Source organism: Streptomyces sp. NPDC055099 (genome assembly GCF_053607685.1).
The window spans coordinates 325,078-339,987 of record NZ_JBSGUA010000008.1; the positions used below are offsets into that span (position 1 = coordinate 325,078).

A 14,910-nucleotide genomic window follows, 5' to 3' on the forward strand; every position below is an offset into this window, starting at 1 on the left:
GCGAGGGACTGGACGCGAAGGGGCGGACGATGGCGCGGCACAGCGGCGGGCGTGGCTGGTACGGCAAGTTGATCGGGGCTGCGCTCGGGGTGACGCTGCTCGCCACCGGCGCAGGGGTGTGGAGCGCCCAGGCCGGTACCACGGACTCACCGGCGGCGAAGAAGCCCAGCGCCGTCAAGCCGGTCTCGGCGACCATCGCGCACGCCTCGCAGGCCGGCGAGCGCGGCATCAACCTCACCATCGACGACGGCCCCGACCCCAAGTGGACGCCCGAAGTCCTCGCCGTGCTCAAGGAGTACGACGTGAAGGCGACCTTCTGCATGGTCGGAACGCAGGCCGAGGCCCACCCCGACATGGTGAAGAAGGTCGTCGCCGCCGGACACCGCCTCTGCGACCACTCGGTGTCGCACGACACCGGCATGGACAAGGACTCCAAGGCCTACCAGTCGCGGCAGATCCTGGACGCCGAGCGCATGATCACCAAGGCGTCCGGCGGCGTACGGCCGATGTACTACCGCGCGCCCGGCGGCGCGTTCACCCCCTACAGCCGCAAGCTCGCCGCCGACCGGGGCATGCGCCCGCTCGGCTGGAACGTGGACACCAAGGACTTCGAGCTCCCGGGCACGGCCGCCATCGTCGCCACCGTCGAGCGGGAGCTGCCCAACGGGCCGACACTCCTCTTCCACGACGCGGGCGGCGACCGCACCCAGACCGTCGAGGCCCTGCGCACGCTCCTTCCCAAGCTCAAGAGCCAGGGCTACACCTTCGGCTTCCCGGTCCGCTGACCCTCACGGCAGCCGACGCTCCCGGTTGAGCTGCCGCACCCTCTCCCGCAACACCTCGCCCGGCGGGGCCTGCCCGACCTTCTCCGGCGGGCAGTCCCACTCCCGGCCGCCGTTCAGGGGCCTCAGCTGTACGAGCCCGCCCTCGCACCCCATGACCTGCCCGACGCTGCCGTCCCGGAAGTCGACGGCGTACGTCCCCGCCTCCGGCACGCTCGGATCGTCGTCGTTCACCGCGCGCTCTCCAGTACGGCGGCGAGCCGCAGCGCGGTGTCGAGGTTGCAGCGCCCCAACTCCACCAACGGCAGCGCGCCTTCCGCCGCTGCCGTCAACGGGTCCATCCGCAGGGAAGGCAGCGTGACGCCGACCTCTTCGAGCCCCGCTCTCAACTGCCGGACGGCCTCCTCCGCCGCCCGCACCCGTTCCTCCGCCGTCAGCGCCATGCGCCCCGCCTCTCACACTGGGTGTTGCTGTTTCCTCACTAAGCGTGTCCGTCGCTGCGTAGCCTGAGAAGCAACGGCGTCCCAACAAACCGCCTTGTTGGATGAGGAGTTGCTGATGACACGCCCCAAGGACCTCGATCCCTCGTCGAACCCCCGCGCCCTCCTCGGCTGCGAACTCCGTCACGCACGGGAGCGGAAGCGGATGAGCCAGGAGGCACTGGGTGCGCCGCTGTTCGTCAGCGGCTCCTTCATCGGCCAGCTGGAGGCCGGGACGCGGCGGATGCACATGGAGTACGCCCAGCACTTCGACGAGGTGCTGGATACGGGGGGCTTCTTCGCCCGGAATTGCCAGGCTGTGGCGAAGTCGAAGTACCCGGATCACTTCACCGAGGCGGCTGAGGCGGAGGCGGTCGCCACGGCTATCAAGGAGTACACGACGACGCTGATTCCGGGCTTGCTCCAGACGGGGACGTACGCGGCGGCGGTCTTCCGCGCCTACCATCCGACAGCAGCGGCCGAGAAGATCGACACCCTCGTCGCAGCGCGCCTCGAACGCGCCACTCTGCTCGACGACCCAACAACCCCCCTGTTGTGGGTGGTCCTTGACGAAGCCAGCATCAGGAGAAGGGTCGGCGGCAACGCGGTAATGGCCGAGGCGCTCCGCCACGTGGCGACGCTCGCACTCCAGCACCGGGTCATCGTGCAGGTGCTGCCGTTCGACGCTGGCGAACACGCCGCGATGCACGGGTCCCTAAAGCTCATGGAGTTCGAGGGCGCTCCCCCACTCTCCTTCGTCGAGGCGCCAGACATGGGGAAGCTGCTCGATGACCCCGCCACCGTCACGCGTCACACACTGATGTTCAACCTCCTCCAGGCCACGGCGCTCTCCCCGAAGAAGTCCCTGGCTCTGCTGGAGTCAGTGGCGCAGGATTACGAGCATGGAGAACAGCACCCCTAAGTACGACCTGTCCACGACCGTCTGGCACAAGTCCAGTTACAGCGGCGGCCAGGGTGGCGACTGCGTAGAGGTCGCCACCTGGCGCAAATCCACGTACAGCGGCGGCGACGGCGGCAACTGCCTCGAAGTTGCCGACGGGCACCCGCACATCGTCCCCGTCCGCGACTCCAAGAACCCCACCGGCCCGAAGCTCGTGTTCCGGGCCGCCAGCTGGTCCGCATTCGTCGCGGACCTCAAGAACAACTGACCCCGAGGCTCAAGCCACCAGCCCCGAGACCTCTTTTCAAGGAACGGGAGGCGGGCCTCAACCCGCCCTCCCTCCCTTGCAGTTGGCACAGCCGATCACTTTCGGGCTTCGACTTGCCACGCAGTGTGACGACGCTCTAGCGTGCCCGATTAACGAACAACCCCCGCCCGGTGCTGCGAACACCTGCGGGGGTTTAACCATCACGATCGAGAGAAGTTCGATCCATGGCTGACGCCAAGCTTAGTGCCGCCCCCCGCCCTGCGCACGCAGACCCGCACCCCATGGCCAGTCCGGGTTACGGAAAGCGTTCGGCGCCCGAACAACGGCCCCGTACGAACCGCGACTTCGCCCACCTCCCGCCCCGCGAGGCAGCCATCGCAGCCGCCGTCGACCGGCTGCCGGAGGGCGCGGACATCTCCGTGAAGACCCTGGCCAAGCACCTCCCGTACGGGCAGTGCGCCCTCCGCACGGCCCTCAACAGGCTCCAGTCCGCTGGGCACTTGAGGCGCGGCAGGGAACACGTGCACGGAAGCGGCAGCGCGCGCTGGATCACTCGAACGTGGTTCTCGCGCACCGCACGGGACGACACCTGGTGGGCCGCCTTCACGCGCGGCGACGTATTGGAGCCGGAGCCTGACAGACGGCCCCAACACCCTACCCGCAGCCGCGCGTTCATCCTTCTGGCCGCCCTCGGCCGGACGGCCCCCGCGTTGTCCCTCTCGTACGCGGACTGCGTCGCCCTGGAGCCCCAGCTCACCGAGTGGTTCACGCGTGGCGCCACGGAGCCGGACGTCCTCCGCGCCCTGACCGCAGGGATCCCCACCCCGGTCCACAGCCCGGCGGCCCTCATCCGCAACCGCCTCACGACGAAACTCCCGCCGGAACCAGCCCTCCGCCCCGCCCTCCGCGTCCTGGAGTGCGGCAGATGCGGCACCCCCGGCCGCCCCGAGGCCCTGCCCGGCGGCGTCTGCGGCCCGTGCCGGGGCGAACCCGCACCACCCCGCACGGCGGCGCCCCTGCCGCCCACGGCCGTCCGCAACCACGCGGCGGCAGCTCGCGCCGCAACCATCAGCGCACGGGAAAGGACACACGCATGAGCGCTCCAACGGTCCGAAGGCACACAGCCGGGGCACGATGGAAGGGAGGAGGCACCACCATGAACCCTGGCACCGATGAGCGCCCCCAGATGTCCGTCGAGGAATTCGAAGAGCTGGCCCGCCGGGCCCCGGAGACCGTGTCTCTCGAATTCCTCGACGGCAGGGTGCACGTCAAGCACGGTCCGATCGACATCGATGACTTCGAGGAGCTCGCCCGCGTGGCCCCCGAGACGGTCACGCTCGAACTCATCAACGGAAAGCTTGAGGTCAAGCCCGTGCCGGACGGCAACCACGGTTCGATCGCCATGTGGGTGCTTCGCCAGTGCATGATGCAGCGCCCCGAGCTGGCACTGCACCTGGAGCAGGGACTGCGCATCGACACGTATCGAAAGGGGTGCATCAGGCCGGACGGCTCTCTGACCCCGGTCGACTACTTCGCCGGACAGGGTGAGTGGGCATCCCCCGACGGCGTCCTGATGGCCGTCGAGGTGACCTCCCGCGACCGGGACACCGATCGCCGCGACCGCCAGGAGAAGCCGCGCGCCTACGCCTACGCCGGCATCCCCGTCTACCTGCTCATCGACCGTGACAACCACACCGTCGTCGTATACAGCTCTCCCGAGAACGGCGTCTATCAGAGCCGTCGCTCTTTCCACTACGGCTCCACCGTCCGCATCCCCGCCCCCGTCGCCATCACCCTGGAAACCGAAGCGCTCAAGGACTACGCCGACTGACCGCCCCACCCCAGCCCACCCCCTCCCCAGGTCACCTTCGGGACATACTTCCCCGCCCCCGACCGGCAGAAGTTGACCGAGACGCAGCCCGCCACGCCACACCCGTAACCGCCGCGCACCCGCTAGCCCCGGCCAAGGGCCCGGCGCCCCGGTCCGGCACAGGTGAAAACAGCCAATACCCCACTGTCCGAAATGACCCCGCTCACCCGGTGAATCCCGGTGACCGCCTTCCGGCGACTACGGCGCGTATCGAGGATGGCACCTGCCGTCATCGAAACGACCAACCGGAGGGGCCCTTCATGACCGAGTCCAACGAGCCCACGGAACAGCAGATTTCCGAGGCCCTGGGCGCCGCCGCCCACATCACGCTGGCCCCCGGCCCCAGGGAGATCTCCGAAGCCGCGCCCACCCCCGACCAGGAGTGGACCCTGCCGGAGGGCAGGGCCTGGGTGTATCTCGCCAACTCCAAGCACGGGCTCACCAAGCCGGTGATCCTCGCGGACGGGTTCAACACCGGGCCGAGCGAACTGGACTTCTCGTGGGAGATCCTGGAGCGGGGCCCGTACCCGTTCATCAGCAAGCTGCGGGAGCGCGGCTACGACGTCGTCCTGCTCGGCTTCGACGAGCGCAGCGCCTCGATCCTGGACAACGCCAAGGCCGCCAGGTCGGCGATCCAGGAGGCGATCGCGCGGCGCGTCGGCGACCACCCGCTGACCGTCGGCGGCTTCAGCATGGGCGGCCTGGTCACGCGGTACGCGCTCGCCAAGATGGAGCACGAGGACGTCGAACACGAGACAGCGGTCTACCTGTCCTTCGACAGCCCGCACCGCGGTGCCTGGATTCCCATCGCGCTGCAGTCGTTCGCGCACTACATCCGGCGGCTCAACGCCGCCTTCTCGAACCAGATGAACAGCCCGGCCGCGCGCCAGCTCCTGTGGCAGCACATCTCCGAGTGGGACGACAGCCCCGAGACCGACAAGGAGCGCATCGAGTTCCTCGCCGAGCTGGAGCGGGTCGGCGGCTGGCCCAGGCGCCCGAAGAAGATCGGCGTCGCCAACGGCGTGCGTACCGGCGTGGCCAATGGCATCGGCCCCGGCGAACGGGCCTTCCACGGCAGGGGCCTGGCCATCACCGGCACCCACCTCTACACGCAGCCCACGGGCGAGGAGAAGCTCGTCGCGCAGCTGCGGGTGGTGACCCTGCGCAAGCCGCAGATCCACACCTCGGGCCTGCCCGAGATCGACGGCGCCCCCGGCGGCACCCTGGAGGGCTTCGGCATCCTGGCCGACGAGCTGAACAAGATCCCCGCGATCATCGGCCTCGGCTCGGAGGCCACGATCCGCGAGCACTGCTTCGTCCCCTCCGTCAGCGCGGTCGCCCTGCGGGACATCGACACCCAGGAGAAGCTGCACGACCCGTTCCCGGAGCAGTCCGAGGACAGCGAGCTCGACGAGTACCTCTGCGCCACCCACAACGAGGGCCACACCCTCGTCACCGAGGAACTCTGCGCCTGGATCATGGACCGGCTTCCGGGCTGATCCCCTCCCGGGGGCAGGCGTCGAGCGGCGCCTCGGTGACACCGGTCGCCCGGCACAGGACGAGGACGACGTCGTCCGTGAGCGGGCGGCCGGTGTGCGCGACCGCCATGGCGTACAGGGCGTCGAGCGCGTCGGCGTTCGACGGCTCGGCCAGCGCCTCGGCCGCGCGCGGGAGCAGCGGGAAGTCGACGCCGTCGGCGTCGCGGGCCTCGCTCAGGCCGTCGGTGTAGAAGAGGAGGCGTTCACCGGGCTGGAGGTAGACGCGGTGCGGCACGGGGGCCGTCCGCAGGCCCAACGGGAGGGCGGGGTCCGGGGGTTCGAGGAGCTTGACCTGCTTGCCCACCCGCAGGGGCGGCGGGTGGCCGCAGTTGACCAGGCGGACCTCGCCCGGCGCGAACTCGGCGAGGACGGCGGTGACGAAGTCCTCGGGCCCCAGGCCGGGAGCGAGCCGGGTGTCCAGGGCCGCGGCCAGGTCGGCGAGGCTGGGGGTGACGTAGGCGAGGTCGCGGAAGGCCTTGATCGTCGCCGCGGTGGTCGGCAGGGTCTCCAGGCCGTGGCCGCGTACGTCCCCGACGCAGAGCCGCGGGCCGTACGGGGTGTGGACGACGTCGTACAGATCCCCGCACACCGAGGCGTCCCGCACCGGGCTGTGCTGCCGGGTGCACACCTCGATCCCGCCGAACTCGACCGCCAGGGGCTGCAGCAGCGCGCCCTGCGACGCGCGTGCCACCTCCGTGACCCGGGCCAGCGTCGCCTTGCGGTCGGCGTGCCGGGTGGCGTTGCGGACGGCGAGCAGTCCGCCCGCCGTCAGCGCCGCGAACTCCAGGGCGAAGCCCGGTGTGCCCACCGAGCGCCGCATGACACCGGTCACCGCCGCGAGCAGCACCGTCCAGCCGGCCACCGCGGCGGTACGCCGCGCGCTCGACCACACGCCGGCGAGGACCGGGCCGATCAGCAGTACGGCGACCCCCGTCGGTCTGCCGATGACCGCGAGGGCGGTGCTCACCGTCAGGGCGAGCGCAGACAGAAGGTCCCGGCCGCGCCATCTCTGCATGTCTGCCTCCCGGCACCGCCCCGCCGACAAGCCTGGCCCGGCGCCACCCGCTGTGCACGCTCCGTGATGGCTGCGGACACTATCGCTCACGCGCGGCGGGGCGCAGAGGTGGTTGATCGGTGTGGGCCTCAGATGACCGGACCTGACTCCGAAATGCGTCTGGACGAGCGGGACTTCCACGGAAATGGGCATCTCACGACATCCCCGGGCCCAGGACCGTGACAGGGAGCAGACTCACCTGGCGGCAAGCAAGCGGCTGCGGGGTCAATGGGGACCGTCGCGGCCCGCACGTCCGGGCGGGGAGGCCACCATGCGGGAATCCGGGCAAGGACGACGGGCCGGCAACCTGCCGGACGAGACGACGAGCTTTATCGGACGCGGGGCCGAACTGCGAGCCGTCGCACAGGCCGTGACCGACACCCGCCTGGTGACGCTGACGGGCGTGGGCGGGGTGGGCAAGACCCGCCTGGCACAGCGCGCCGGAGCCGGACTGCGGGACGGCTTTCCCGACGGGGTATGGCTGGTGGGCCTGGCGCAGCTGAGCGAACCGGCCCTGATGGCCCTCGCCGTGTACGAGGCCCTGCGTCTCGCCGACCAGAGCACCCGCCCCGCGTTCGACGTGGTGGCCGAATGGCTGGCCGACAAGAAGCTCCTCCTGATCCTGGACTGCTGCGAACATCTGGCCGCCCACTGCGCCGACTTCGTACGCACCCTGCTGGCCGCGGCCCCGGGCGTGCACGTCCTGGCCACCAGCCGTCACCCCCTGGCCCTTCGGGAGGAGCGCGCGATCAGCGTGCCCCCACTGCCCGTGCACGCCCTGGGCAGTCAACCGTCCGACGCGGCGCGGCTGTTCATGGAACGCGCGGGTGTCACGCCTCAGGACGGCACGGCGGTGGCGGACATCTGCGCGCATCTGGAGGGCATCCCCCTCGCCATCGAACTGGCCGCCGCCCGCCTGCCCGAGATGGACCTGGACACCCTGCGCCGGCGACTGCACGCCCGCTTCGAGACGCTCGACTCCCCCTCCCCCGGCACGTGGTACGGCGAGAGCGAACCCCGGCACCAGACCCTGCGCACGGCCATCGGCTGGAGCCACGAACTGTGCACCCCGCAGGAGCGGCTGGCCTGGGCCCGCCTCTGCGTCTTCGCCGACGGCTTCGAGCAGGAGGCGGCCGAACTGGTCTGCGCCGGCGGGCCGCTCGGCAGCGGTCAGATCGGGGGGCTGCTGTCGAGCCTCGTGGACAAGTCACTCCTGCGGTCGGTGAAGACCAGGCGTGGCCCGCGCTACTCGATGCTGGACATTGTCCGTGAGTACGGCCAGGAGTGGCTGCGCCGGCTCGGCGAGGAGCAGCGCCTCGCGGAGCGGCACCGGGACTACTACCGCTGGCTGGCCCGCACCGGCGGCCGGGAGTGGACGGGCCCCGACCAGGTGGCCTGGTACGAGCGGTGCACGGCGGAGCACGCCAACCTGCGCGCGGCGCTCGAAAGCTGCCTGGCCTCGCCGGACCCGCGCGACAGCCTGGAGATGGCCGGCGGCCTGTGGTTCTTCTGGCTCTGCTGCGGCTTCCAGCGCGAGGGCCGCCACTACTTGGACCGGGCCCTCGCCAAGCCTCCCGGTCCGGGCTCCGATCCGGGGCGTTTCTGGGCCCTGTGGGCGTGTGGAGCGGTGGCCTTCATGCAGGGGGATCTCGAAGCTTCCGGGCAACTGTCCGAGCTCTGCACGCCGTTGGCGCAGCAGGTCGACGATCGGGCGGCGGTCGACGCCGCGCTCTACCTCGAAGCGGTCCAGCTGGTCCTCACCAGCCGGCCGGCGCAGACGATCGAGCTTCTCGCACGGACGGCCGGTTCGCCCGACTGCGGCGGCGGTTCCCCCGCCGTCAAGCTCTTCGTGCTCTCCGCCGTGGTGTACGCCCATCTCCAGCTCGGCGAGTTCGACAAGGCCACCACGAGCGCCGACACCCTGCGCCAGGAGTGCGAACGGCACGGCGAACAGTGGATGCTCAGCTTCGCCTTCTACCTGCTGTCCAGGGCGGCGCTCGGCAACGGCGACCCGGCGTCGGCCGTCCGGCACGCCCGCGACGCCCTGCCGATCAAATGGCGGCTGCACGACGTCTTCGGTGCCGCGATGAGCATCGACGCGCTGACCTCGGCCATGGCCGACCCCGAACAGGCCGGGCGGCTTCTCGGCATCTCCGATGTCCTGTGGCGCTCCAGCGGTGTCGCGCAGATGGGCAGCCCGCACCTGATGGCCGCCCGCCAGGCCTGCGAGCGCCGCGTCCGCGACGCCATCGGCGACCTGGCGTACGAGGTCGCCTTCCGCCGGGGCCTGGAGACCGACGTGGACGACGGCATCGCCTATGCCCTGGCAACGCCCGAGGGCGGCACCCCTTCGTGAGAAGGAGTACCGCCCTCGGTACGTACGGGACGTAGATCAACCAGAGGTCGATCAGAAGTCCATGTCACCGCCCGGCATGCCGCCGCCGGCCGGGGCAGCGCCCGCCTTCTCCGGCTTGTCGGCGATGACGGCCTCGGTGGTGAGGAACAGCGCGGCGATGGACGCGGCGTTCTGCAGGGCAGAGCGCGTGACCTTGGCCGGGTCGAGGATGCCCTCGGCGATCATGTCGACGTACTCACCGGTCGCGGCGTTGAGGCCGTGACCGACGGTGAGGTTGCGGACCTTCTCGACGACGACGCCACCCTCGAGACCACCGTTGACGGCGATCTGCTTGAGCGGGGCCTCCAGGGCGAGCTTCACGGCGTTGGCGCCGGTCGCCTCGTCACCCTCGAGCTCCAGCTTCTCGAAGACCGCGGTGGCCTGCAGCAGGGCCACGCCACCACCGGCGACGATGCCCTCTTCGACGGCGGCCTTCGCGTTGCGAACGGCGTCCTCGATGCGGTGCTTGCGCTCCTTGAGCTCGACCTCGGTCGCGGCACCGGCCTTGATGACCGCAACACCGCCGGCGAGCTTCGCCAGGCGCTCCTGCAGCTTCTCGCGGTCGTAGTCGCTGTCCGAGTTCTCGATCTCGGCGCGGATCTGGTTGACGCGGCCCTGGACCTGGTCGCTGTCACCGGCACCGTCGACGATGGTCGTCTCGTCCTTGGTGATGACGACCTTGCGGGCGCGGCCGAGCAGGTCGAGACCGGCGTTCTCCAGCTTGAGGCCGACCTCCTCGGAGATGACGGTGCCACCGGTGAGGATGGCGATGTCGCCGAGCATGGCCTTGCGGCGGTCACCGAAGCCCGGGGCCTTGACGGCGACGGACTTGAAGGTGCCACGGATCTTGTTGACGACCAGGGTCGACAGGGCCTCGCCCTCGACGTCCTCGGCGATGATCAGCAGCGGCTTGCCGGACTGCATGACCTTCTCGAGGAGCGGAAGGAGGTCCTTCACGTTCGAGATCTTCGAGTTCACGATCAGGATGTACGGGTCGTCGAGCGACGCCTCCATACGCTCCATGTCCGTGGCGAAGTACGCCGAGATGTAGCCCTTGTCGAAGCGCATGCCCTCGGTGAGCTCAAGCTCGAGCCCGAAGGTCTGCGACTCCTCGACGGTGATGACGCCTTCCTTGCCGACCTTGTCCATCGCCTCGGCGATGAGCTCGCCGATCTGGGTGTCGGCGGCGGAGATGGAGGCGGTCGAAGCGATCTGCTCCTTGGTCTCCACGTCCTTGGCCTGCTCGAGCAGGGCGCCCGAGACGGCCTCGACGGCCTTCTCGATGCCGCGCTTGAGGGCCATCGGGTTGGCACCGGCGGCCACGTTGCGAAGGCCCTCGCGGACCAGCGCCTGGGCCAGGACGGTCGCGGTCGTCGTGCCGTCACCGGCGACGTCGTCCGTCTTCTTCGCGACCTCCTTGACCAGCTCGGCGCCGATCTTCTCGTACGGGTCCTCGAGCTCGATCTCCTTGGCGATGGAGACACCATCGTTGGTGATCGTGGGGGCGCCCCACTTCTTCTCGAGGACGACGTTGCGACCCTTGGGGCCCAGGGTCACCTTGACGGCGTCGGCGAGCTGGTTCATGCCGCGCTCGAGGCCGCGCCGTGCCTCCTCGTCGAACGCGATGATCTTGGCCATGTGAAGTGGTCCTCCCGGACAGGGGTGGCATGCTCCGGATCCTGTCGGTGCCCGCGACGGACGGCCTGCAAGCCTTGTGGTTCCTTGCCCCACCCGGCCTGCGGGCCTCACCGACCCGATCCAAGTTCTGTCACTCTCACTCGGAGAGTGCTAAGCCCAATGATTAGCACTCGACCCCTACGAGTGCAAGCGCCTCTTACGGATACCCGACGTACGAGGGGCGCACGGCCAGGGGCGTGCGGCGGACGCACGAGGGGCCCGCACCCCTGTCGGGATGCGGGCCCCTCGTCACTCGCTAAGTTCGCTGGCCGATCGCGCCGAGATCAGACGGCGAGCTTGACCATGTCCGCCTGCGGACCCTTCTGGCCCTGCGAGATCTCGAACTCCACTCGCTGACCTTCTTCAAGGGTGCGGTAGCCGTCCATCTGAATCGCGCTGTAGTGGACGAAAACATCCGCACCACCGTCGACCGCGATGAAGCCGTACCCCTTCTCCGCGTTGAACCACTTGACGGTGCCCTGAGCCATGCCTAACTCCCCTATTACTGGCCCTTGCACGGACCCGCACTTCGCGGACCCGGGTCAGACCTCACCCCCCCAATGGGTTGTGGAGGCGTGCGCCGGAACGCGTCGACCGCGGCTGAATGTATCTGTCCAACTGCCCTCTGCAACAGGTCAATCGGACGAGAATTCTGGGCACGCCTGATCGGTAATATGCGGAGAATTCGCCGGAGTTCAGGGCAAGTCGGGCCAGACAAATGCCACGGGAAGGGCAAATGGGCAGTGCACTTTGGCTGCTTCTTGTCGCCCTCAGGGCGACTTCGTATATGCGCTCGGCACAAACGGGGAAGCTCGCTTCCCAACTGTACCGCGCTCAACCACATGGAATTGCCCCCTCCGTTTCTCTCGCGGAGGGGGCAAAGACCATTACGCAGGGTATTTCCTTAAAGGATCAACCACCGGCACTGTGCTCGATGGTCAGCCTCCGGCGACGGCGGGGATGATCGAGATCCCCGCGCCGTCCGGCGTCGCGGTCTCGAGACCCTGCTCGAAGCGGACGTCGTCGTCGTTCACGTAGACGTTCACGAAGCGCCGCAGCTTGCCCTGGTCGTCCAGGACACGGGCGGCGATACCGGCGTGGTTCTTCTCCAGGTCGGCGATGACCTCGGAGAGATTGGCCCCCTCGGCGGCCACCTCGGACTGCCCGCCGGTGTAGGTGCGAAGAATGGTGGGGATGCGGACGTTGACGCTCATGAATTCACCTCGGGATATGCGGGCCCCGTAAGGGGCGCGGGGAACTGCGCGACCAGCCACGACGGCGCCGCAGTCAAGCGAACAAGCTCAGTCGGCAAGACCCGCGGAGCGAAACGCCTCAAGGCTGGGCTTGATCGTCGCGGTCGCCTGAGATGTCTCCGCGACCGCGTCGAGGGTCTTGAGGCCGTCACCGGTGTTCAGGACCACCGTGGTCAACGCCGGGTCAATGAGCCCCGCCTCGATCAGCTTCTTCGTGACGCCCACCGTCACACCACCGGCGGTCTCCGCGAAGATCCCCTCGGTCCGGGCGAGCAGCTCAATCGCGTGGACGACCTGCTCGTCGTTCACGTCCTCGACCGCACCGCCCGTGCGACGCGCGATGTCCAGGACGTACGGCCCGTCGGCGGGGTTGCCGATGGCGAGCGACTTGGCGATGGTGTTCGGCTTCTGGGGGCGCACGACGTCGTGGCCCGCCTTGAAGGCGGTGGACACCGGCGAACAGCCCTCGGCCTGCGCACCGAAGATCTTGTAGGGCTTGTCCTCCACGAGGCCGAGCGCGATGAGCTCCTTCAGACCCTTGTCGATCTTCGTGAGCTGCGAGCCGGAGGCGATCGGGATGACGAGCTGGTCGGGAAGGACCCACCCGAGCTGCTCGCAGATCTCGTACGCGAGGGTCTTGGAGCCCTCGCCGTAGTACGGCCGCAGGTTCACGTTCACGAAGCCCCAGCCCTCGCCCAGCGGGTCGCCGATGAGCTCGGAGCAGAAGCGGTTCACGTCGTCGTAGTTGCCCTCGATGCCGACGAGCTCGCCGCCGTAGACCGCGGCCATGACGACCTTGCCCTGCTCCAGGTCGTGCGGGATGAACACGCAGGAGCGGAAGCCGGCGCGGGCCGCGGCGGCGCCGACGGCGCCCGCGAGGTTGCCGGTGGAGGAGCAGGAGAGCGTGGTGAAGCCGAAGGCGCGCGCGGCCTCGATGGCCTGGGCGACGACGCGGTCCTTGAAGGAGTGCGTCGGGTTGCCGGAGTCGTCCTTGACGAACAGCTTGCCCTGCTCGACGCCCAGCTCACGGGCGAGGTTGTCGGCCTTGACGAGCTTGGTCCAGCCGGGGTTCATGTTCGGCTTCTCGGCGACGTCCGCCGGGACGGGCAGCAGCGGGGCGTAGCGCCAGATGTTGTCGGGGCCGGACTCGATCTGCTTCCGCAGGGCCTCGGGGTCACCGGTCGGCAGGTCGTACGCCACTTCGAGCGGGCCGAAACAGGCCTGACAGGCGAAGATCGGGCCGAGGGCGTAGAGCTCGCCGCACTCGCGGCAAGAGAGGCCCGATGCGGGGCCGAGGTCCACGGAACCCGTGGTGGAAGGGGTGGTGTCGTTCGTTGCGACAGTCTGCGCAGCCATGGAGGCGAGGCCCTTTCTCCTCATCTTCCCCGCGACGCATCTCGCCGCGAGACGGAATTGGCACCTTCCCCACCGAGACCTCGCGTGCGCGGTCGGCGGGATGGTTGCCGGGGCTTCAACGGGCCGTATCCCTCTGCCCCTCTGGATGAGCGGTATGGCGCCGGGGGCTTCAGGGGCCCCAGGGCATTTGTTACGCGATGACCCCGGCATGCGATGGTCATCGGCGTTGTTCAAGACTGTAACCGACGGCCTGGACCCTTGAGATAGTCGTCCGAACCGCGAGATGGATCACATGTAGGCCACACACAGGAGGAGCCACCCGTGCTGGAAGAGGCCGAGCGCTGGCTGACCAGGCGCTCCTGGTCCGTTGCCGACCGTCCGCTCAGCGCACTCGTCGCCGCCAAGCAGGCGTCGGGGGCCTCGGTGAGTGTCGTCCTGCCCGCGCTCGACGAGGAGGGGACGGTCGGCGAGATCGTCGCCGAGATCCGCCGTGAGCTGGTCGACAAGGCGGCGCTCGTCGACGAGCTCGTGGTGATCGACTCCGGCTCGCGGGACCGTACGGCCGAGGTCGCGCGGAGGGCGGGCGCGCGGGTCGTGCACCGGGACGTGATCCTGCCGCGCATCCCGGCCGTGCCCGGCAAGGGCGAGGTCATGTGGCGCTCGCTCCTGGTGACCGGCGGTGACATCGTCGCGTTCGTCGACGCGGACCTGAGGGAGTTCTCGGCGGACTTCGTCACCGGCATAGTGGGCCCGCTCCTGACCGAGCCCGACGTGGACTTCGTGAAGGCGATGTACGACCGCCCCCTGGGTGAGACCGCGGGGCAGGGCGGCCGGGTGACCGAGCTGATGGCGCGCCCGCTGCTCAACATGCACTGGCCCCAACTGGCGGGCTTCGTACAGCCGTTGGGCGGCGAGTATGCGGCGCGCAGATCCCTCCTGGAGCGGCTGCCGTTCCCCGTCGGTTACGGCGTGGAGCTGGGGCTGCTTGTCGACGCGCTGCACACCGTGGGCCTGGACGCGCTCGCGCAGGTCGATGTCGGGGTGCGCAAGCACCGGCACCAGGACGGGCAGGCGCTCGGCCGGATGGCGGCGGCGATCTACCGGACGGCGCAGCTGCGGCTCGCGCGCGGCCATCTCGTACGACCCGAGCTCACCCAGTTCGAACGGGGCGAGCAGGGGTTCGAGCCGCGGACCCATTCGGTGGACACGGAGGAGCGTCCGCCGATGTGCGGCATCGCGGAGTACACGGCTCGCCGCGTGGCGTAACCGCCCCAAGCCGGGCATTTTGTCTACATTCCCCACTTATGTGGGTCAGACAAGCAAGGGAAAGCGCGCTT

General features: G+C 69.4%; 15 protein-coding genes and 1 riboswitch. Of the genes, 8 read left to right on the forward strand and 7 right to left on the reverse strand.

Going from position 1 to position 14,910, the window contains the following annotated elements:
* The first annotated feature begins 29 nt into the window (after nucleotides 1–29).
* On the forward strand, nucleotides 30–785 hold the full coding sequence (locus tag ACWFRU_RS21925; protein WP_453689377.1) for a polysaccharide deacetylase family protein: 756 nt from the start codon (nucleotides 30–32) through the stop codon (nucleotides 783–785).
* A gap of 3 nt (nucleotides 786–788) precedes the next feature.
* Here ACWFRU_RS21925 and ACWFRU_RS21930 read toward each other — a convergent pair whose 3' ends face one another.
* Nucleotides 789–1,016, reverse strand: coding sequence for a hypothetical protein (locus ACWFRU_RS21930; RefSeq protein ID WP_351168581.1), 228 nt, complete (start codon nucleotides 1,014–1,016; stop codon nucleotides 789–791).
* The gene (locus tag ACWFRU_RS21935) at nucleotides 1,013–1,225 is read right to left on the reverse strand and encodes a hypothetical protein (protein WP_351168579.1); all 213 of its coding nucleotides are present in this window, start codon (nucleotides 1,223–1,225) and stop codon (nucleotides 1,013–1,015) included. The genes ACWFRU_RS21930 and ACWFRU_RS21935 overlap by 4 nt, the downstream gene beginning before the upstream one ends.
* Nucleotides 1,226–1,340: 115 nt before the next feature.
* Here ACWFRU_RS21935 and ACWFRU_RS21940 point away from each other — a divergent pair, with 115 nt between their 5' ends.
* From ACWFRU_RS21940 to ACWFRU_RS21960, 5 genes are all read left to right on the forward strand, one after another.
* The gene (locus ACWFRU_RS21940; protein WP_453689380.1) at nucleotides 1,341–2,183 is read left to right on the forward strand and encodes a helix-turn-helix domain-containing protein; all 843 of its coding nucleotides are present in this window, start codon (nucleotides 1,341–1,343) and stop codon (nucleotides 2,181–2,183) included.
* Nucleotides 2,164–2,430, forward strand: a complete 267-nt coding sequence (locus tag ACWFRU_RS21945) for a DUF397 domain-containing protein (RefSeq protein ID WP_453689382.1) — start codon at nucleotides 2,164–2,166, stop codon at nucleotides 2,428–2,430. The genes ACWFRU_RS21940 and ACWFRU_RS21945 overlap by 20 nt, the downstream gene beginning before the upstream one ends.
* A gap of 281 nt (nucleotides 2,431–2,711) precedes the next feature.
* Nucleotides 2,712–3,527 (forward strand): hypothetical protein, encoded by an 816-nt coding sequence (locus ACWFRU_RS21950; RefSeq protein ID WP_453689384.1) that lies wholly within the window; start codon nucleotides 2,712–2,714, stop codon nucleotides 3,525–3,527.
* Nucleotides 3,528–3,586: 59 nt separating this feature from the next.
* Nucleotides 3,587–4,261 carry a Uma2 family endonuclease gene (locus ACWFRU_RS21955; RefSeq protein WP_453689386.1) on the forward strand — a complete coding sequence of 225 codons (675 nt, stop codon included), beginning with the start codon at nucleotides 3,587–3,589 and terminating at the stop codon, nucleotides 4,259–4,261.
* 299 nt (nucleotides 4,262–4,560) lie between these two features.
* Complete coding sequence (locus ACWFRU_RS21960) at nucleotides 4,561–5,799, forward strand: esterase/lipase family protein (protein ID WP_453689388.1); 1,239 nt, start codon at nucleotides 4,561–4,563, stop codon at nucleotides 5,797–5,799.
* Here the strand turns inward: ACWFRU_RS21960 and ACWFRU_RS21965 are convergent.
* Nucleotides 5,777–6,853, reverse strand: a complete 1,077-nt coding sequence (locus ACWFRU_RS21965; protein ID WP_453689390.1) for a PP2C family protein-serine/threonine phosphatase — start codon at nucleotides 6,851–6,853, stop codon at nucleotides 5,777–5,779. The genes ACWFRU_RS21960 and ACWFRU_RS21965 overlap by 23 nt on opposite strands.
* 310 nt (nucleotides 6,854–7,163) lie before the next feature.
* On the opposite strand from ACWFRU_RS21965, the gene ACWFRU_RS21970 reads away from it, so the two are divergent.
* Nucleotides 7,164–9,248 carry an ATP-binding protein gene (locus tag ACWFRU_RS21970; protein ID WP_453689392.1) on the forward strand — a complete coding sequence of 695 codons (2,085 nt, stop codon included), beginning with the start codon at nucleotides 7,164–7,166 and terminating at the stop codon, nucleotides 9,246–9,248.
* 51 nt (nucleotides 9,249–9,299) lie between these two features.
* Here ACWFRU_RS21970 and groL read toward each other — a convergent pair whose 3' ends face one another.
* The 4 genes from groL to thrC all read right to left on the reverse strand — a co-directional run bounded on the left by groL (nucleotide 9,300) and on the right by thrC (nucleotide 13,573).
* Nucleotides 9,300–10,925, reverse strand: coding sequence for a chaperonin GroEL (gene groL, locus ACWFRU_RS21975; protein WP_268771946.1), 1,626 nt, complete (start codon nucleotides 10,923–10,925; stop codon nucleotides 9,300–9,302).
* A 323-nt stretch (nucleotides 10,926–11,248) separates the two neighbouring features.
* The gene (locus ACWFRU_RS21980) at nucleotides 11,249–11,452 is read right to left on the reverse strand and encodes a cold-shock protein (protein ID WP_005315736.1); all 204 of its coding nucleotides are present in this window, start codon (nucleotides 11,450–11,452) and stop codon (nucleotides 11,249–11,251) included.
* 450 nt (nucleotides 11,453–11,902) lie between these two features.
* Entirely contained in the window at nucleotides 11,903–12,178 is a 276-nt protein-coding gene (locus tag ACWFRU_RS21985; protein WP_361194437.1) for a MoaD/ThiS family protein, read from the reverse strand.
* An 87-nt stretch (nucleotides 12,179–12,265) separates the two neighbouring features.
* Nucleotides 12,266–13,573: a threonine synthase gene (gene thrC, locus ACWFRU_RS21990; RefSeq protein ID WP_453689394.1), complete on the reverse strand. Its 1,308-nt coding sequence runs from the start codon at nucleotides 13,571–13,573 to the stop codon at nucleotides 12,266–12,268.
* A 17-nt stretch (nucleotides 13,574–13,590) separates the two neighbouring features.
* A riboswitch (SAM riboswitch) is annotated at nucleotides 13,591–13,725 on the reverse strand.
* 169 nt (nucleotides 13,726–13,894) lie between these two features.
* Here thrC and ACWFRU_RS21995 point away from each other — a divergent pair.
* On the forward strand, nucleotides 13,895–14,839 hold the full coding sequence (locus ACWFRU_RS21995) for a glucosyl-3-phosphoglycerate synthase (RefSeq protein ID WP_453689396.1): 945 nt from the start codon (nucleotides 13,895–13,897) through the stop codon (nucleotides 14,837–14,839).
* Nucleotides 14,840–14,910: the final 71 nt, after the last annotated feature.

What these genes read in the sequence shown, in the direction of transcription:
- ACWFRU_RS21940 (WP_453689380.1), top strand. Translation starts at nt 1,341, where the DNA reads ATGACACGCCCCAAGGACCTCGATCCCTCGTCGAACCCCCGCGCCCTC.
- ACWFRU_RS21925 (WP_453689377.1), top strand. Translation starts at nt 30, where the DNA reads ATGGCGCGGCACAGCGGCGGGCGTGGCTGGTACGGCAAGTTGATCGGG.
- ACWFRU_RS21955 (WP_453689386.1), top strand. Translation starts at nt 3,587, where the DNA reads ATGAACCCTGGCACCGATGAGCGCCCCCAGATGTCCGTCGAGGAATTC.
- ACWFRU_RS21950 (WP_453689384.1), top strand. Translation starts at nt 2,712, where the DNA reads ATGGCCAGTCCGGGTTACGGAAAGCGTTCGGCGCCCGAACAACGGCCC.
- ACWFRU_RS21965 (WP_453689390.1), bottom strand. Translation starts at nt 6,853, where the DNA reads ATGCAGAGATGGCGCGGCCGGGACCTTCTGTCTGCGCTCGCCCTGACG.
- ACWFRU_RS21935 (WP_351168579.1), bottom strand. Translation starts at nt 1,225, where the DNA reads ATGGCGCTGACGGCGGAGGAACGGGTGCGGGCGGCGGAGGAGGCCGTC.
- ACWFRU_RS21985 (WP_361194437.1), bottom strand. Translation starts at nt 12,178, where the DNA reads ATGAGCGTCAACGTCCGCATCCCCACCATTCTTCGCACCTACACCGGC.
- ACWFRU_RS21945 (WP_453689382.1), top strand. Translation starts at nt 2,164, where the DNA reads ATGGAGAACAGCACCCCTAAGTACGACCTGTCCACGACCGTCTGGCAC.
- thrC (WP_453689394.1), bottom strand. Translation starts at nt 13,573, where the DNA reads ATGGCTGCGCAGACTGTCGCAACGAACGACACCACCCCTTCCACCACG.
- groL (WP_268771946.1), bottom strand. Translation starts at nt 10,925, where the DNA reads ATGGCCAAGATCATCGCGTTCGACGAGGAGGCACGGCGCGGCCTCGAG.
- ACWFRU_RS21970 (WP_453689392.1), top strand. Translation starts at nt 7,164, where the DNA reads ATGCGGGAATCCGGGCAAGGACGACGGGCCGGCAACCTGCCGGACGAG.
- ACWFRU_RS21980 (WP_005315736.1), bottom strand. Translation starts at nt 11,452, where the DNA reads ATGGCTCAGGGCACCGTCAAGTGGTTCAACGCGGAGAAGGGGTACGGC.
- ACWFRU_RS21960 (WP_453689388.1), top strand. Translation starts at nt 4,561, where the DNA reads ATGACCGAGTCCAACGAGCCCACGGAACAGCAGATTTCCGAGGCCCTG.